The sequence below is a fragment of the Streptosporangium sp. NPDC023615 genome, from assembly GCF_040640155.1.
In the GTDB taxonomy this organism is placed as follows: domain Bacteria; phylum Actinomycetota; class Actinomycetes; order Streptosporangiales; family Streptosporangiaceae; genus Streptosporangium.
This window is the reverse complement of record NZ_JBFABE010000004.1, coordinates 81,761-98,780: the sequence shown is the minus strand read 5'-3', so window position 1 is coordinate 98,780 and position 17,020 is coordinate 81,761. Positions and strand designations below refer to the sequence as shown.

General features: G+C 70.2%; 16 protein-coding genes. 7 read left to right on the top strand and 9 right to left on the bottom strand.

Annotated elements, in window-relative coordinates; translation table 11 throughout:
• Positions 1-39 precede the first annotated feature (39 nt).
• The 3 genes from sigM (at position 40) to trxB (ending at position 2,738) form a co-directional block, all read left to right on the top strand.
• The gene (gene sigM, locus AB0G16_RS04630; protein WP_362798545.1) at positions 40-687 is read left to right on the top strand and encodes an RNA polymerase sigma factor SigM; all 648 of its coding nucleotides are present in this window, start codon (positions 40-42) and stop codon (positions 685-687) included.
• Positions 677-1,573, top strand: coding sequence for a zf-HC2 domain-containing protein (locus AB0G16_RS04625; protein ID WP_362798542.1), 897 nt, complete (start codon positions 677-679; stop codon positions 1,571-1,573). Before sigM ends, AB0G16_RS04625 begins: the two co-directional genes overlap by 11 nt.
• Positions 1,574-1,802: 229 nt before the next feature.
• Positions 1,803-2,738, top strand: coding sequence for a thioredoxin-disulfide reductase (gene trxB, locus AB0G16_RS04620; protein WP_362798948.1), 936 nt, complete (start codon positions 1,803-1,805; stop codon positions 2,736-2,738).
• Positions 2,739-3,325: 587 nt separating this feature from the next.
• Here the strand turns inward: trxB and AB0G16_RS04615 are convergent.
• The gene (locus AB0G16_RS04615; RefSeq protein ID WP_362798539.1) at positions 3,326-3,946 is read right to left on the bottom strand and encodes a GNAT family N-acetyltransferase; all 621 of its coding nucleotides are present in this window, start codon (positions 3,944-3,946) and stop codon (positions 3,326-3,328) included.
• 297 nt (positions 3,947-4,243) lie between these two features.
• Here AB0G16_RS04615 and AB0G16_RS04610 point away from each other — a divergent pair, with 297 nt between their 5' ends.
• The 3 genes from AB0G16_RS04610 to AB0G16_RS04600 all read left to right on the top strand — a co-directional run bounded on the left by AB0G16_RS04610 (position 4,244) and on the right by AB0G16_RS04600 (position 8,251).
• The gene (locus tag AB0G16_RS04610; RefSeq protein WP_362798945.1) at positions 4,244-5,476 is read left to right on the top strand and encodes a PLP-dependent aminotransferase family protein; all 1,233 of its coding nucleotides are present in this window, start codon (positions 4,244-4,246) and stop codon (positions 5,474-5,476) included.
• Positions 5,477-6,017: 541 nt separating this feature from the next.
• Entirely contained in the window at positions 6,018-6,971 is a 954-nt protein-coding gene (locus tag AB0G16_RS04605; RefSeq protein ID WP_362798536.1) for a D-alanine--D-alanine ligase, read from the top strand.
• A gap of 221 nt (positions 6,972-7,192) precedes the next feature.
• Positions 7,193-8,251, top strand: coding sequence for a beta-eliminating lyase-related protein (locus AB0G16_RS04600; RefSeq protein ID WP_362798533.1), 1,059 nt, complete (start codon positions 7,193-7,195; stop codon positions 8,249-8,251).
• Between the two features lie 701 nt (positions 8,252-8,952).
• Here the strand turns inward: AB0G16_RS04600 and AB0G16_RS04595 are convergent.
• The 8 genes from AB0G16_RS04595 to rpmH form a co-directional block, all read right to left on the bottom strand.
• Positions 8,953-9,942 carry a ParB/RepB/Spo0J family partition protein gene (locus AB0G16_RS04595; protein ID WP_362798530.1) on the bottom strand — a complete coding sequence of 330 codons (990 nt, stop codon included), beginning with the start codon at positions 9,940-9,942 and terminating at the stop codon, positions 8,953-8,955.
• Between the two features lie 71 nt (positions 9,943-10,013).
• Entirely contained in the window at positions 10,014-10,898 is an 885-nt protein-coding gene (locus tag AB0G16_RS04590) for a ParA family protein (RefSeq protein WP_362798527.1), read from the bottom strand.
• Positions 10,899-11,136: 238 nt separating this feature from the next.
• Positions 11,137-11,847 carry a 16S rRNA (guanine(527)-N(7))-methyltransferase RsmG gene (gene rsmG / locus AB0G16_RS04585; protein ID WP_362798524.1) on the bottom strand — a complete coding sequence of 237 codons (711 nt, stop codon included), beginning with the start codon at positions 11,845-11,847 and terminating at the stop codon, positions 11,137-11,139.
• A 233-nt stretch (positions 11,848-12,080) separates the two neighbouring features.
• A complete protein-coding gene (locus tag AB0G16_RS04580) occupies positions 12,081-12,584 on the bottom strand; it encodes a R3H domain-containing nucleic acid-binding protein (RefSeq protein ID WP_362798521.1) in 504 nt (167 codons plus the stop codon).
• Between the two features lie 35 nt (positions 12,585-12,619).
• Positions 12,620-13,567, bottom strand: coding sequence for a membrane protein insertase YidC (gene yidC, locus AB0G16_RS04575; RefSeq protein ID WP_362798518.1), 948 nt, complete (start codon positions 13,565-13,567; stop codon positions 12,620-12,622).
• A 4-nt stretch (positions 13,568-13,571) separates the two neighbouring features.
• Complete coding sequence (gene yidD, locus AB0G16_RS04570; protein ID WP_344893437.1) at positions 13,572-13,850, bottom strand: membrane protein insertion efficiency factor YidD; 279 nt, start codon at positions 13,848-13,850, stop codon at positions 13,572-13,574.
• Complete coding sequence (rnpA, locus tag AB0G16_RS04565) at positions 13,850-14,224, bottom strand: ribonuclease P protein component (protein ID WP_362798515.1); 375 nt, start codon at positions 14,222-14,224, stop codon at positions 13,850-13,852. Before rnpA ends, yidD begins: the two co-directional genes overlap by 1 nt.
• 110 nt (positions 14,225-14,334) lie before the next feature.
• On the bottom strand, positions 14,335-14,472 hold the full coding sequence (gene rpmH, locus AB0G16_RS04560) for a 50S ribosomal protein L34 (RefSeq protein ID WP_184543430.1): 138 nt from the start codon (positions 14,470-14,472) through the stop codon (positions 14,335-14,337).
• A gap of 543 nt (positions 14,473-15,015) precedes the next feature.
• On the opposite strand from rpmH, the gene dnaA reads away from it, so the two are divergent.
• Complete coding sequence (gene dnaA, locus AB0G16_RS04555; protein ID WP_362798511.1) at positions 15,016-16,815, top strand: chromosomal replication initiator protein DnaA; 1,800 nt, start codon at positions 15,016-15,018, stop codon at positions 16,813-16,815.
• The last annotated feature ends 205 nt before the right edge of the window (positions 16,816-17,020 follow it).

The following is a 17,020-nucleotide window of genomic DNA, read 5'->3' as shown; positions in this document are numbered from 1 at the left end:
TAGTGGTGTTCTCCCCGGACCGGCAGCAGGACTCTCCTTGTGAATTCCCCACCAGACAACCCGCCGGCGGCGGACGACCAGACGGCGAAGGGCCCCGTGCCCGACGCCGAGCTGCTCACCCGGCACATCGCCGGGGATCCGCACGCCTTCAGCGAGATAGTCAAGCGACATCGGGACCGCATGTGGGCCGTCGCCCTGCGCACTCTGGGCGACCCCGACGAAGCGGCCGATGCCGTTCAGGACGCCTTCGTCTCGGCCTACCGCAAGGCCGGGAGCTTCCGCGGCGAGGCGGCGGTGACCACGTGGCTGCACCGGATCGTGGTCAACGCCTGCCTGGACCGCATGCGCAGGAAATCGGTGCGCCCCGTGGCCGACGACGAGCTCGTCGAGGCCGCGGAGCGCGAGACTCCCGTGCTCGACCAGACGGCCGAGCGCGAGGTGTCCATGGAGGTGTCGGCGGCCCTGAAGCTGCTGCCCTCCGACCAGCGCGCCGCGCTGGTGCTCGTGGACATGATGGGTTACTCGGTCGAAGACGCGGCCCAGGTCCTGGAGGTGCCGAGCGGCACGGTGAAGAGCCGATGCGCGCGCGGCAGGGCGAAGCTCGCCCCGATTCTTTCCCATTTGCGGAACCGATCGGACCTGACCCGCGTCTCATCCGCGAAGGGAGCAGAACTTCGTGACGGCTGATACGCACTACGACTTGGAGATCTTGGCCGAACTGGCCGAGGGACTCCTCGACGACACCACGGCCATGCGGGTACGCGAGCATCTCGCGATCTGCGATCCGTGTGGCGAAAGCCTGGCCGACCTGGCAGCGGTCCGCGAGATGCTCGCGGCGACGCCCACCCCGGCGATGCCGATGGGAGTCGCGCTGAGGATCGACCGCGCCCTGGCCGCCGAGGCGGAGAGCTTCCGTGGAGGTGGTGGAATCGGGCTGGTGGAGGCACCGGCCTGGGAAGACATGATGCGCGACGCGCCGTGGGAGACGACCTCTCCCGAGCCGGCGCCGTGGGAGACCCCTCTCCCCGAGAAGGAGCCGGAGCCCGCCGTTCGGCTGGGGGTCGTCGGCGACGACGGCACCGTGACCCCGGTGGTCCCGGCGAGGCGTCGCGGCGCGAACCGGCGTGGCCGGTGGGCGATGCCCGCCGTGGCGGCGGGAGCGGCGGCCGTGGTGATCGGCGCGACCGCGCTGGCGACCGGGACGCTCACCGCGCCCGACCCGGCCGGATCCCCCAGCGGCCCGCCCCTGGCGTCCGACACGGTCCGGTACACGCTGACGGACAGCAACTACAACTACACCGACGCCGAGCTCCGGGGCGCGCTGCTGGACTACATCGGCCCGGCGACCATCCTCGACGGGACCGCCGGGCAGTCCGGGACCGACGCGTGCGTCAGGAAGGTCGCCGCGAAGGTCGGCGCGTCGCCCTTCGCCGTGGACCAGGGTTTCTACAACGGTCAAGAGGCCAACATCCTGCTCTTCTGGAAGGATCAGGCCAAGAACACGGTGAGCGTCCACGTGATGGGCCCCCAGTGCGACGTGGTGAGAAAGCCCGCCCTCGCACGCTGGAGGTGACCGGCGTCACGGACGCCGGAAGATCGCGGTGAGTTCGAGAACACACCGGGACCGGAGCCGCTCCGGTCTCACGAGGCCCGGCACGGAACACGTTCCGTGCCGGGCCTTCGGCTCTTCCACCCCCGAGCGGACCGGCGCCTCGGCGGGCCGGGCGTCACGACGGGCGGGAATCACCGGCGCCTAGGATCTGTTGACGCCGGTGGCAACGACAGAGGGAGAGGCACGAGCACTGATGGACGTCCGGAATGTGATCATCATCGGATCGGGTCCCGCCGGGTACACGGCAGCGGTCTACTCCGCGCGTGCCGAGCTGAACCCGCTGGTCTTCGAGGGCTCGGTCACCGCCGGCGGTGCTCTGATGAACACCACCGAGGTGGAGAACTTCCCCGGCTTCCCCGACGGCATCATGGGGCCCGACCTGATGGACGGGCTGCGCAAGCAGGCCGAGCGGTTCGGCGCCGAGCTGGTCGCCGACGACGTCGTGGAGGTCGACCTGACCGCCGACCCCAAGGTCGTCAGGACCGCCACCGACACCTACCTCGCCAGGTCCGTCATCCTGGCCACCGGCTCGGGCTACCGGGAGCTGGGAGTGCCCAACGAGAAGCGGCTCTCCGGCCACGGCGTGTCCTGGTGCGCCACCTGTGACGGCTTCTTCTTCCGCGGCCAGGACATCGTGGTCGTGGGCGGCGGCGACACCGCCATGGAGGAGGCCACCTTCCTGACCCGGTTCGCCTCCTCGGTCACCGTCGTGCACCGCCGTGACGAGCTGCGCGCCAGCAAGATCATGCAGGATCGCGCGTTCGCGAACGAGAAGATCCGCTTCGTGTGGGACAGCGAGGTGGTCGACGTGCTGGGCGAGAACAAGGTCAGCGGGGTGCGGCTGCGCAACCTCAAGACCGGCGCGGAGACCGACCTCGCCGCCACCGGCCTGTTCATCGCGATCGGCCACGACCCCCGCAACGAGCTCTTCAAGGGCCAGGTGGAGCTCGACGACGAGGGCTACGTCAAGGTGGAGGCCCCGACGACGCGTACCAACCTGGACGGCGTCTTCGCCGCCGGCGACGTCGTCGACCACATCTACCGCCAGGCCATCACCGCCGCGGGCACCGGCTGTGCCGCGTCGCTCGACTCCGAGCGCTGGCTGGCCGACCACGGCCACGCGTGACACCGGAGGGGACGGCGGGCCGCGGGCCGGGCCGTCCTCCGGGCCGGTCCACAGGGCCGGTCGGCGTCACGCCGCGCGTCGGCGGGAGCCGACGGGAATCCGGTGACGGCCACGCGTCACGGCGTACTCCGGATTCCCGCCTCGGGCGTCTATAGGACGGAGAGTTCGCGAAGCGGATCGTTCGGTGCCGAGCCGAAGGCCATGCCGCTCCGCGAACTCGAGGGCATCGTCCAGGCCCCCTGCGGCAGGTGGCTCCCCACGGCCCCCGCCGTATCACCCGCTTCCGAGCGGCACACCCACCCACGAGAGAGCCCCCCGCCCCCACGGCGGGGGGCTCTCTCCATGCGGGGACCCCGGGGGTGCGGTCCCACCGGGGCGCTCCGTCCACGGTCCCACCGGGGCGGCTGCGGTCTCATCCGGGCGGTGCCGGGCATCCGGGCGGTGCCGGGCATCCGGGCGGCTGCGGTCTCGCGAGGCGGCCCCGGTCTCGCCGGGGCGGCCCCGGCGAGGCCGCCCGTGGGGGTGATCGCGTCGGGACGGTCCCGCGGGGTGTCCCTGCGGGGCCGTCGGCGCGGCCCAGACGGCCCTCAGACGGGTCGCAGGGCCCTCTCCGGGCTCATGGACCCGAGCAGCCTCTCCAGTGCCACCTCGACGTCCTCACGCCACGAGACGGCGTTCTTGAGTTCCAGCCGCAGGCGCGGGAACCGCAGGTGCGGGCGCACCGTCTTGAATCCCACGGACAGCAGGTAGTCGGCGGGCATCAGGCACGCCCCCGGCTGCTCCCACTTCAGGTCGCCGAACGCCTCGATCGCCCGTACCCCGCGACGGGTCAGGTCCTTGGCCATGCCCTGGACCAGCATGCGGCCCAGGCCACCGCCGGAGAACTCCGGGATGATGTGCGCGGTCATCAGCAGCACCGCGTCCGCGCTGACCGGCGAGGTCGGGAAGGCCACCGCGCGCGGCACGTAGTGCGGCGGCGCGTAGAGCACGAAGCCGGCCGCCACCCCGTCCACATAAACGATCTTGCCGCAGCTCCCCCACTCCAGCAGGGTGGACGAGATCCAGGCCTCCTTCTCCAGCCCGGGATCCCCGGCCTTCACGGCCCGCTCGGCGTTGACCGGATCCAGTTCCCAGAAGACGCACCGGCGGCAACGGCGCGGCAGGTCGTCGAGATTGTCGAGGGTGACGTTTGCCAGCCGACGCGACACCTGTTGGCCCCAATCCTGGCGAGACGAGTGCAAGCCATGGCGAAAAACGCGCGAAAACGGCGTCATCGCTGGCATCGTAGCCCAGTGCGGGTCCTGGTTTCAGGAGGTCCCGTCCCCCCACGCGGACGACCGCAACCCCTGACGTAACCTGGTTTCTCTAGCATGAGCATTTTAATGCTCCAACAATCGAGGAGGTGGACCGTGCCCCAGAACAAAGATCACGGTCAGGCCGTCGCCCCCACCCAGGGCTCGCGTATCGACTCCTACGTCGACCGCTACGCAGCCCGCGCAACCGGGATGGTCGCCTCCGAGATCCGAGCTCTCTTCTCCGTCGCGTCGAGGCCCGAGGTGGTCTCGCTCGCCGGCGGAATGCCCTACGTCACCGCTCTCCCGCTGGACGTGGTGGGCGAGCTGGTCGCCGACCTGGTCGCCCGGCGCGGCACGGTCGCGCTGCAGTACGGCTCCGGTCAGGGAGACCCGCACCTGCGCGAGCAGATCTGCGACGTCATGCGCATGGAGGGGATCGAGGCCAACTCCGACGACGTCGTGGTGACCGTCGGCTCCCAGCAGGCCCTGGACCTGATCACGCGGATCTTCATCGACCCGGGTGACGTGGTGCTCGCCGAGGGCCCCTCCTACGTCGGGGCGCTCGGCACCTTCGCCGCCTACCAGGCCAACGTCATCCACATCGCCATGGACTCCGAGGGGATCGTCCCCGAGTCGCTGGCCCAGACCATCTACGCGCTGAAGAGCGCCGGCAACCGGATCAAGTTCCTCTACACGATCCCCACCTTCCAGAACCCCGCCGGGGTCACGCTCAGCGCCGCGCGACGGCAGCAGGTGCTGGAGATCTGCCAGCGGGCCGACGTGCTGATCGTCGAGGACAACCCGTACGGCATGCTCGGTTTCGACGGCGAGCCCATGCGGACGCTGCGCGCCGACAACGCCGACGGCGTGGTCTACCTCGGCTCGTTCTCCAAGACGCTGGCCCCGGGCTTCCGGGTCGGCTGGGCGCTCGCCCCGCACCCCATCCGGGAGAAGCTGGTGCTGGCGATGGAGTCGGCGGTGCTGTCGCACTCCTCCTTCACCCAGCTCGCCGTCGGCCAGTACCTGGCCACGCAGCCCTGGCGCGAGCAGATCAAGACGTTCAGGGAGCTCTACCGCGAGCGCCGCGACACCATGCTCACCTCGCTGGAGGCGCTGATGCCCGACGGCGTCACCTGGACCCGCCCGGCGGGCGGATTCTTCGTCTGGGCCACCCTGCCCGAGGGGCTCGACTCCAAGGCGCTCCTGCCCCGGGCCGTCGCCGAGCGGGTGGCCTTCGTGCCGGGGACCGGTTTCTTCTCCGACGGCAGCGGCGCGCGGCACATGCGGCTCTCCTACTGCTATCCGGAGCCCGACCGCATCCGGGAGGGCGTCCGCCGCCTGGCCGGCGTGATCGAGCAGGAGCTCCGCCTGCGCGACACCTTCGGCACCGGGTCGTCCCCGGAGCGGGCCGGGGTCGACACCCCCGCGCCCGACCTCGCCTGACCCGTCGTGTTCCGGCGGTCCGTCCGGGCGGTCCCGCTCCAGGGGCCCCGCCCGGGCGGTCCGTGCGGACGGTTTGTGCGGACGGTTTGTGCGGACGGTTTGTGCGGACGGGGACGTTCGGGCGGTCCGTCCGGCGTTCGCTCCGGCCCGTGGCCGTCCGGGCGTGAACCCGTCCGGCTCGCGGTCCGTCCGGGTGGTGATCCGCCGCCGGCACCGGTGAGTCCCGGACCGGCCCACGTCCCGTGACGACGAGCGTCCGGGCGCTCCGGGACTCGTGACGGCGAGCGTCTCGCAGACCGTCTCGGGGGCGCTTTCCGTTCGGGGGGACCGGCGGCACGAGCTCCCCCCGCCGGTGCCGTACGGTGACCTTCTGCGCCGACGCGCGGCGAGGTTCCTCGCCGCCGGCCCGGTGGCGAGGGGGACCGCCGCTCCGTGTGGTGGCCCGGTCACCGTCGCCACCGGAGACGTCACCGATTCGTGCGGCAACGCGCCGCGTTTCTCCCCGGCCCCGGGGCCGGGGCCTGGACGCTGGAGGTAACTGATGAGTGATCTGGGCCACGTGCTCGTCCTGGCGGGCGGCCTGTCCTACGAGCGGGAGGTCTCGCTGCGTTCGGGCCGCCGGGTGAGCGAGGTGCTGCGGGGAGCGGGCATCTCCGTGGAGACCAGGGACACCGACGCGTCACTGGTCCCCGCCGTGCTCGCGGACCCGCCGGACGCGGTCTTCGTGACCCTGCACGGCGGCGCCGGAGAGGACGGCGCCATCCGCTCGGTGCTGGAGCTCCTCTCCATCCCCTACGTGGGCGCCGGCCCCGACGCCTGCCGGGTCGCCTACGACAAGCCCACCGCCAAGACGGTCGTCCGTTCGGTCGGGCTGCGCACCCCCGCGTCGGTCACCCTGCCCAAGGAGACCTTCCACGATCTCGGCGCCTCCGCGGTGCTGGCCCGTATCGTCGACCGGCTCGGTCTGCCGCTCTTCGTCAAGCCGTCCCGGGGCGGGTCGGCGCTCGGCGCCTCGGTCGTCCGTTCCGCCGAGGAGCTTCCCGCGGCCATGGTCGGGTGTTTCGCCTACGGTGACACCGCGCTGATCGAGCGCTGCATCGAGGGTGTCGAGGTGGCCGTCTCCGTGGTGGACCTCGGGGACGGGCCCGTGGCCCTCCCGCCGGTGGAGATCGTCCCCAACGAGGGGGTGTACGACTACGCGGCCCGCTACACCGCCGGGCACACCGAGTTCTTCGCTCCGGCACGCCTCTCGCCCGAGGCCTCGGCGGCCTGCGCCGAGATGGCCGTGACCGCGCACACCGCCCTCGGTCTCCGGGACGTCTCCCGCACCGACCTGATCGTCGACGCCGACGGGCTGCCGCATTTCCTGGAGGTGAACGTCGCCCCCGGTATGACAGAGACCTCCCTGCTTCCCATGGCGGCCGAGGCGGCCGGAGACGACCTCGGTGCCCTGTGCCGGGTGTTGCTGGAGCAGGCCGCCGCCCGGGGAGCCTGACCCCGCTCCCTCCCTCCCGGCAGGCGTGCCCCTCGCTCGGCAGGGTCCTCGGGGAGGGGAGTCATCGGCCGGGCGTGCCTTCCGGCAGGCGGATCTTCGACTGCGGCCGGGACCGGCGACCGGGGAGAGCACGAACCGGGCCGACGGCACGACGAGGTGAGCTGAGGGACGGGGCCGGAACGCGGGCGAAGGCGGTCCGGCCTCCCCCTTACGCTGACCGTGTGCTGACCTCGACTCGATTCCCCAAAAGCTTCGCCAGCGACAACCATGCGGGAGTGCACCCCGCGGTGCTCGCGGCCATCCTTGAAGCGAACACCGGTGACGCTCCCGCGTACGGTGGGGACGTCTGGACCACGGCGATGGAAGACGCCTTCCGTGACGTGTTCGGTCCCCGGGCGACCACCTATCCGATGTTCAACGGCACCGGAGCCAACGTCGTGGGACTCGGGCTGGCGCTCCGCCCCTACGATGCGGTGCTCTGCCCGGCCACCGCCCACATCAACACCAACGAGGGCGGGGCCGCGGAACGCGTGCTGGGCACCAAGCTGATCCCCCTCCCCACGGCGGACGGCAAGATCTCCCCCGAGGATCTCCGGGGCGAACTGGGAGCGCTGGGCAACATCCAGCACTCCCAGCCTCGCGTCGTCTCCATCTCCCAGGTGACCGAGTGCGGCACCTGCTACACGGCGGCCGAGATCGCGGAGCTGGCGGAGTTCGCGCACGCGCACGGCCTCTTCCTGCACATGGACGGTGCCCGTCTGGCCAATGCCGCGGCCGAACTGGGTTGCTCCCTGCGGTCCCTGACCACGGACGCGGGCGTGGACCTCCTCAGTTTCGGTGCCACCAAGAACGGGGCCCTGGGTGCCGAGGCGCTCGTGATCCTCCGCCCCGAGCTGGACGGCTCGGCGCCGTTCCTCCGCAAGCAGGGCATGCAGCTCGCCTCCAAGATGCGTTTCGTCTCCGCCCAGTTGACCGCCCTCCTCACCGACGATCTCTGGCGTGACAATGCCGCCCACGCGAACGCCATGGCCCACCGGCTGGCCGGGGGAGTCGCGGATCTTCCCGGTGTCTCCCTCCGCCATCCCGTGCAGTCCAATGCCGTCTTCGCCGCCCTCCCGGAGAAGGCCATCGTGGAGTTGATGCAGCGGTACCTCTTCCACGTCTGGGACGCCACCGAGAACGTGGTCCGCTGGGTGACCGCCTTCGACACCACCCCCGAGCACATCGACGCCTTCGTCGCCGACATCACGCTCGCCGTCCGTGGAGCCACCGGCTCCTGACCCGTCCGTGTTTCACGTGAAACATGAACCGTGACCCGTGGACGGTGAGCGCTCCATCGGCCCGCACGGGATTCGACGCACGCGGGAATCCTCCCGGAGCCGCCTCACGGTTGTCGCCCGAGGGGAACCGCTCGCGGCTGCGCCGTGTTTCACGTGAAACATCGCCCCTGCAGGCGCGGAGACGACCAGGAAGGCGGGCGGCACCTTGTCACAGGGGGCGTGACGCGGGCTCCCGTGGAAGCGGCGCCGCACCCCCTACCCCAAGCACGGTGTCCGTACGGGCGCCGAGTTCTCCGTGAACGAACGACAGAGGCTGCCACCGGATGACCGGTGGTCGTTGGCCGGGGTGGTCGACACGGAAGCGATGCCGTTTGGCGGACGGCGGGAAAGGCCGGCAGCCGTTGTTTCACGTGAAACAACGGCGATCGTCCGGCGGGCACGGCACGAGCGAGGCCTCACCCTCCGAACAGGGGTCCTCCGGAACAGCCGTGTGCGTGCCGGAGAGTGGGTTCCGGAAGGGGAGGCGTCCTGACGCTCCGCCGGAAGGGGTCGGGAAGAAGGCGCCGGTAGAGGGCGAGGGCATCCGGGGGAGGCGCCAGGACCGGCGCCTTCCGGGAGGGTGTCACTCAGACGGTTCGATCACTCGCCTCCGGCGCGAGGTCCGTTGTCCGTCTCGCGGTCGATCCGGACCGCGAGCGGGGTCATCCGTCCGTGGGTTGCAGCGACCCGGGAGCCATCGTCCCGATGATGCGCTCCAGATCGTCGATGGTCGCGAACTCCACCACGATGCGTCCCTTGCGGCGACCGAAGTCGACCTTCACGCGGGTCTCGAAGCGGTCGGAGAGCCGGTCGGCCAGGTGCCGCAGGGCGGGCTCCTCGGCGGGCTTCGCCCGGGGGGCCCGCGGGGTCGGCGCCGGGGCCGCCTTCGCGTCGCCGACGGCGGCGATCTCCTCCACCGCGCGGACCGAGAGCAGTTCCGCCTTGATCCGGTTGGCGAGATGCTCCTGAGCGGCGGGATCCTCCAGCCGCAGGAGAGCCTTGGCGTGCCCGGCGCTGATCGTGCCCGCCGCCACACTGCGCTGCACCGCGGCCGGGAGGTTCAGCAGGCGGATCGTGTTGGTCACGTGCGAGCGGGAGCGGCCGATGCGGGTGGCGAGCTGCTCGTGGGTCGCGCCGAAGTCGTCGAGCAGCTGGCGGTACGCCGCCGCCTCCTCCAGGGCGTTGAGCTGCTCGCGCTGGAGGTTCTCGATCAGGGCGTCGAGCAGGAGCTTGTCCTCCTGGGTGCTGCGGACGATCGCGGGGATCTCGGAGAGGCCGGCCAGCTTGGAGGCGCGCCAGCGTCGCTCGCCCATGATCAGCTCATATTTTCCCTCGCCCGCCGCGCGCACCACGATCGGCTGCAGCAGGCCGACCTCGCTGATCGAGGCGGCCAGTTCCTTCAGGGCCTCCTCGGCGAAGACGTCCCGGGGCTGACGCGGGTTGGGAAGGATGTCCTCGACCGGGATCTCGAGGAAGTAGGCGCCCACGACCGGCCGGGGGCCGGCCTGCTCAGGCACGACCGGCTCGGGGGTGATCGGCTCGGGGGCGACCAGCGTCGCGGTCATCGACGCCGGTGGTTCCGCGACGACGGCCGGACCTGTCGGGATCAGCGCCCCCAGACCCCTGCCAAGTCCCCTCGGTTGCTTACTCACGGCCCCTCCCGACGCTCAAGGTGACACCCAGACTGACATGTCCGCGGCGACTGCCGCGGCGCTCCCGGCGCTCATACGGTCACAGCGCGGTAAGCGATCTCTCGCGCGGCGTCCATGTAGGCCATCGCTCCGCTGGAGCCCGGGTCGTAGGTCATGACGGACTGACCGTAGCTGGGCGCCTCGGAGACCCGCACGCTCCGGGGGATCAGCGTGCTCAGCACGGTGGCGCCGAAGTGCGAGCGGACCTCCTCGGCCACCTGCGAGGCCAGTCGGGTACGCCCGTCGTACATGGTCATGAGAATGGTGGAGAGGTCGAGGGTGGGGTTCAGGTGGGCCCGCACCAGATCGACGTTCCTCAGCAGCTGGCCGAGACCTTCCAGGGCGTAGTACTCGCACTGGATCGGGATCAGCAGCTCGTTCGCGGCCATCAGCGCGTTGACGGTCAGCAGGCCGAGCGACGGCGGGCAGTCGATGAGGATGTAGTCGAACGTGACGGCGTCGTACGCGGCCAGCGCCCGCTGGAGGCGAGCCTCCCGGGCGACCATGGAGACCAGCTCGATCTCGGCACCGGCCAGGTCGATGGTGGCGGGAGCGCAGTAGAGGCCCGGCATGTCCGGGACCTCCTTCACCGCCTCCGCGAGCGGCAGGTCCTCCACGAGGACCTTGTACATGTCCGGGACGTCGCCCCGGTGCTCGACGGCCAGGGCCGTCGAGGCGTTGCCCTGCGGGTCGAGGTCGACCACGAGGACCCGCTGGCCGTGCATGGACAGCGCCGCGGCGAGGTTGACCGAGGTCGTGGTCTTGCCGACCCCGCCCTTCTGGTTGGCCACGGTGAAGATCCGCGTCTTGGCGGGCCGGGGCCAGTCTCCGTCCCGGGCACCGGCGACGGCCCCGGGAGCGGCGCTGGTTCCATTGGTGGCGGCGGTCTTCTGGGCCGATGTTTCACGTGAAACCACTGAACTGAGTGCCTCTCGTACCAGCGGCGAGTCGCCGGGGTTAAGGGGGGTCTGGGTCACGGGCGTCGTCCTTTCAACCGGCCTGACATGGGCACCGGAAGCCGGTGCCGGCCAGCCGAGACCGGAAAGGCGTCCATGTGGCGGAGCCGCGGAGTGCCCCGGCCAGCCGAGACCGCTCGTCGCGCCGATGATCGAATGCGCACGGTCGTTCACTGGCCTCGTACTCGCTTTGCTCGGTTCATCCACTGGCTTCGCGCTTGCTCCGCGAGGCGCGATCCTTCCGGCCGGAGGCCTTCCGCGCCCCCTCGGGAGCGCGACCGGCGACCACCCGGATGAGAGTTGCGGGCGGCTCGACCTTACCGTGCCCGACCGATGCGAGCTCGGCGGTTTGGACGGCACTCGTGTGCAATTGCTCCTTGGCGTCCGCCAGTTCCTCGGCGGCACGCTCGCCCTTCATGGCCAGCAACTCGCCTCCCTCCCGCAACAGCGGCAACGACCATTTCAGCAGACGCCCCAACGGCGCCACCGCCCGGGCCGAGGCGACATCGAATTCCCGCTTTCCCGCGAACTCCTCCGCGCGGCCGCGCAACACCTCGACGTTGCCGAGTTCCAGGGTCGCCACGCACTCCTCCAGGAAGACCGTGCGACGCAGCAGCGGCTCCAGCAGGGTGACGGTGATGTCCGGCCGTACGATCGCCAGGACCAGGCCCGGCAGGCCGGCGCCCGAACCGATGTCGACCAGGCGCACATCCGGACGTACGACCTCGGCGACCACCGCGCAGTTGAGCAGGTGCCGGTCCCACAGGCGCGGCACCTCCCGGGGGCCGAGCAGCCCGCGTACCACTCCTGGACCGGCGAGCAGCTCCGCGAACGCCTGCGCCCTCGCCCAGGCGTCGCCGGTGAAGACCTCGCGCGCGACCTCGGGCGGTTCGGGGATGTGGTCACTCACTCGACGTTCACTCTTCCCTTGGACATGTCGGGGTCAGGCCGTTCTCAAGGCTAACGGCCCGCCTCCGCGTCGTCGTACAGGCCGCGCGTACGGGACTGTCTCGAAGCCGTCCCGGAGGGCTCGCCGGCCAGGTCGGTGGGCAAGGAAAAACCGCCGCCCCCGAAGGATTCGGGGACGGCGGTCTCTGGCTCACCGGCGCGGGCACGAGCGGTGAAGGCTCCACCCGCCGGGCGTCAGACGGGCAGGACCACCACGAAACGGCGGGGCTCCTCGCCCTCGGACTCGCTCCGCAGGCCCGCCGCCGCGACGGCGTCGTGCACGATCTTCCGCTCGAACGGCGTCATCGGCTGCAGCGACTTGGGCTCGCCGTCCCGCTTGACGTCCGCGGCGACCTTGGTGCCGAGTTCGCTCAGCTCGCTCCGGCGGCGGTCACGGTAGCCGCCGATGTCGAGCATCAGGCGGGACCGCTCGCCCGTCTGGCGGTGCACGGCCAGGCGGGTCAGCTCCTGGATGGCCTCCAGGATCTCGCCGTTGGGACCGACCAGATCGCCGCCCTTGATGTCCACGACCGACACCACGGCGCGATCGCCTTCGACATCCATGTCGATGTCACCGTCTATGTCGGCGATGTCGAGCAGACCCTCGACGTAGTCCGCCGCGATCTCGCCTTCCTGCTCCAGGGCGGCGAGATCGGGAGCCGCCTTCGCGGGCTCCTTCTCGGCCTCGGCCTCGGTCACGTCCGGCCACTCCTTCGTGCTGTCGGGATGGGACGTCAGGACTTCTTGCTGCCGCTCCGCTTGCTGCGGGGCTGGCGGGTGGGCTGCTGGCGGATCACCTTCGCCTCGGGCACGGGCGGCGCCTCGGGCTCGGGAGCGGGCTTCTTGACCTTGCTCAGCAGCCCCGGCTTGGGCTCGGGAATCGTGACGTTGCCCTTGGCGTCGGTCACCGGGGCGGGGTTACGGCTGTAGAACCAGTGCTGCTGGCCGAGGGTCCAGACGTTCGTCGTCACCCAGTACAGGATCAGGCCGAGGGGGAAGTTCAGCGAGAAGATCGCGAACAGCGGCGAGATGTACATCAGGATCTTCTGCTGCTGTGCCATCGGGTTGTCCGGCATCTGCGCGATCGAGCGGGTCACGCTCTGCCGGACGGTGAGGAACGTGGTCAGCGAGCTGACCGCGACGAAGATCGCGAGCACGACCTTCGTGACGATCGGGTCGGCGCTCAGCTTGACGATGTCGGCCGAGCTCGTGAAGAACGTCGCGGGGATGGGGGCGCCGAAGATGTGCGCGGCCCGCGCGTCGTTCACCAGCTCCTGGGTCATGCCGAACTTGACCTGTCCGGCGGCCATGGCCTGGAGCACGGTGAACATCGAGATGAAGATCGGGAACTGCGCCAGGATCGGCAGGCAGCCCCCCAGGGGGTTGGCGCCCTGGCCCTGGTAGAGCGCCATGACCTCCTGGTTCATCCGCTGCTTGTCGTTCTTGTAGCGCTTGCGGATCTCCTGGACCTTGGGCGCGAGCTCCTGGATCTTCTTCGAGGAGTTCATCTGCTTGAGGAAGAGCGGGAAGATCAACAGCCGCATCAGAACGGTGAGCGTGATGATGGTCAGCGCCCAGTTGAGCCCGTTGTCCTTCGGGATGAAGGTGCTGTAGCCCTGGTGAATCCAGGTGATTACTTGGGCGACGGCCGTGTACAGCCAGTTCAGCCAGGACAGCTCCACCGAGCTAGCTCCCTTGCGTTTCGTCGGACCGGCCCGGGCGTGGGGGCACCGGGTCAAAGCCTCCGGGATGGAATGGGTGGCAACGCCCGATTCTCCGGATCGTCAACCATGTGCCGCGTAGCGCGCCGTGAACGGCCACGGCCTCGAGGCCGTAGGCGCTGCACGAGGGGTGGAAGCGGCAGCGGGGACCCAGCAGAGGGCTCACGAAGGACCGGTAGAACCGGATCGGAGCCATCAGGATCCTGGCAGCCGGAGAAATTCCAGCGGTCTGCTGCGCCGTCATCATCGCCCATCCGTGCGAGCCCCACGGGGCTCTGGCCGCCTGAGTAAACGATCCAGCGCGGCATCGAGTTCGGCGGCCAGACGCTCGCTCCGCGCGGACGCGGCCGGTGGATTGGCGCGTACAACCAGCAGGCTACCTCGCGGAAGCCGTTCGAGACGGTCTCGCATGATGTGTCTCAGCCGACGTTTGACCCTGTTTCTGGTGACCGCATCACCAACGGCACGGCTCACCACGAACCCGACCAGGGGGAGGGCGTCACCGCCGGAGCGCATGCCGAAATGCGCGACCAGCGTGGGGCGGCCTGCTCGGCTCCCCCCTCTGATCGCGCCGGCGAACTCGTCGCCCCGGCGCATGCGGGACGCGGACGGCAGCACCGAAGACCTCGTCGACCCTGGGCGGTAGCGCCCGTCGCCCGCCGGCGGTGATGCCGGCGGGCGACGGGCGTACTGCCTCACGCCCTCGTGAAGGGGGCGCGACGGATACGTCAGACGGTGATCTCGGCGCGGCCCTTGCGGCGGCGGGCGGCGAGGATGGCGCGGCCGGCGCGGGTGCGCATGCGGAGCCGGAAGCCGTGGGTCTTCGCACGACGGCGGTTGTTCGGCTGGAAAGTACGCTTGCTCACGAGTGGGCTCCAGGCTCAAGACGCATCCCCAGCACATGGGGACGCTCGACAGTGGCTGGCCTGCCGGATGCGGGGCATGCGAAACAGCCGCCGCGTGGCAAGGCCGACCGTCGTACGTTACGGGTCGGGCGCGTCCCAGGTCAAACCGGAGGGCTTCCGGGAACACGTGGAGAACAGGTTATCCACGTTTCCACAGGCACGTTATCCACCGGCGCCCCGCCGTCCACAGGATGTGCGCATCGTCCCGCCCGTACTGCCCTAGGCTGTGGACAACGTCTTGTACACAGCTGTGGACGCGGCTACTGTCGTCCCTTCCAGACCTTCTCTCCACTGCAAGGATGCGTTGGACCGCAGGTACGAGACTGTGCACAACCTGTGGATTCGATGTGGACGACGAGCAGCGCCCGCGAGGGGTCGCGAGGGTCCGCGGGGACGCCGAACGTGTGGACGACGTCGAGATCCGGTCCGCCCGGCGGCCATCGATGTGGATAAACGGATCGCGTGGGCCGGCGGGGGCCGCGTCGGGAGGAGGGGAGCCGGACCATGGACGGAACGGACCTCAGCGCGGTCTGGGCGCGGGCGCTGGAGAACTCTCTCAACGAGAACGTCCCCTCCCAGCAGCGGGTCTGGCTCAACATGACCCGGCCCTTCGGCCTGATGAACGACACCGTGGTGCTCGCCGCGCCGACCGATTTCGCCAGGGATGTCCTGGAGAACAAGCTTCGTCCCCTGATCAGCCACGCGCTCTCCCAGGAGTTCGGCCGCCCGATGCGGGTGGCGGTCATGGTGGACCCCAGCGCCGCGGGCCCCGAGCCGGGTCTCGCCTCCCGCCAGGACCCTTATCCCCAGGCTCCGCAGCAGGGTTATGCACAGGGCGGCGGGAACCAGCAGGGTTATGCACAGCCGCCCGCGCCCCAGCACCACGGGGGTTCCGGGCCGCAGAACCCCTATCCACAGGGCGGGCCGGGCGGCCAGTCGTCCACCGACTATCCACAGCACCAGCCACAGCACCAGCCGTTCGCCTACCCGTACCAGCAGGGTGAGGACTCCCCGCCTTACCTGCCCTCCGAGGCGCCCGGCGGGCCCTCGCAGACCGAGCAGCGGCCGGGTTACGGCCACGGCGGCTACTCCCCGCAGCCGCCGGCGTCGCGGTCCGAGCCCGACTCCTTCGACCGGGGCGCGCCCGCGGCGGCGCCGCCCGGGGCCGGCGGCGTCGGCGGATCGGGCGGCGGCATCGGCGGAGTGGGCGGCGCGGGCACCGTGCAGAACAGGTGGGACGGCCGCGGGAGCCGCACCCAGGGGGAGCCGGCCCGGCTGAACCCCAAGTACACCTTCGACACCTTCGTGATCGGCTCCAGCAACCGGTTCGCGCACGCCGCGGCGGTCGCGGTGGCCGAGGCGCCGGCCAAGGCGTACAACCCTTTGTTCATCTACGGCGACTCGGGGCTGGGCAAGACCCACCTGCTGCACGCGATCGGCCACTACGCCCAGAGCCTCTACGACGGCGCGCGGGTGCGGTACGTGAGCTCGGAGGAGTTCACCAACGACTTCATCAACTCCATCCGCGACCACAAGGCCGACAACTTCCGGGGTCGCTACCGGGCGGTGGACATCCTGCTGGTGGACGACATCCAGTTCCTGGAGGGCAAGGAGCAGACGCAGGAGGAGTTCTTCCACACCTTCAACACGCTGCACAACTCCAACAAGCAGATCGTCATCTCCAGCGACCGGGCGCCGAAACAGCTGGTCACGCTGGAGGACCGGCTGCGTAACCGGTTCGAGTGGGGATTGATCACCGACGTCCAGCCGCCCGAGCTGGAGACCCGGATCGCGATCCTGCGCAAGAAGGCGATCCAGGAGGGCCTGGCCGCGCCGCCGGAGGTGCTGGAGTACATCGCCAGCCGCATCTCCACCAACATCCGCGAGCTGGAGGGCGCCCTGATCAGGGTGACCGCGTTCGCCAGCCTGAACCGGCAGTCGGTGGACCTGCAGCTCACCGAGGTGGTGCTCAAGGACCTGATCACCGAGGACGCCGGTTCGGAGATCACGGTCGCCACGATCATGGCCTCCACCGCGGCCTACTTCGGCCTGTCCATCGACGACCTGTGCGGCGGGTCGCGCTCGCGGGTCCTGGTGACCGCCCGCCAGATCGCGATGTACCTGTGCCGGGAGCTGACCGACATGTCGCTCCCGAAGATCGGCCAGCAGTTCGGCGGGCGGGACCACACCACGGTCATGCACGCCGACCGGAAGATCCGCTCCCTCATGGCCGAGCGACGCTCGATCTACAACCAGGTCAACGAACTCACCACGAGGATCAAGCAGCAGTCGCGTAATGGGTGAGTTTGTCCCAGGCGTGATACACAGCCTGTGGAAAACCTTGTGGATCAACGACCCGCGGGCGCGGGGAGTCCTCCGGGGCCGTCAACCATGATCATCTGCGGACACGCCGGTCCGAACCGCGTTCGGCACCTGTGGACGACTCTGGGGAGAACATGGGGACAACCTGGGGACAACTCGTGGATAACCTGGGGACGCCCTGTGAAGA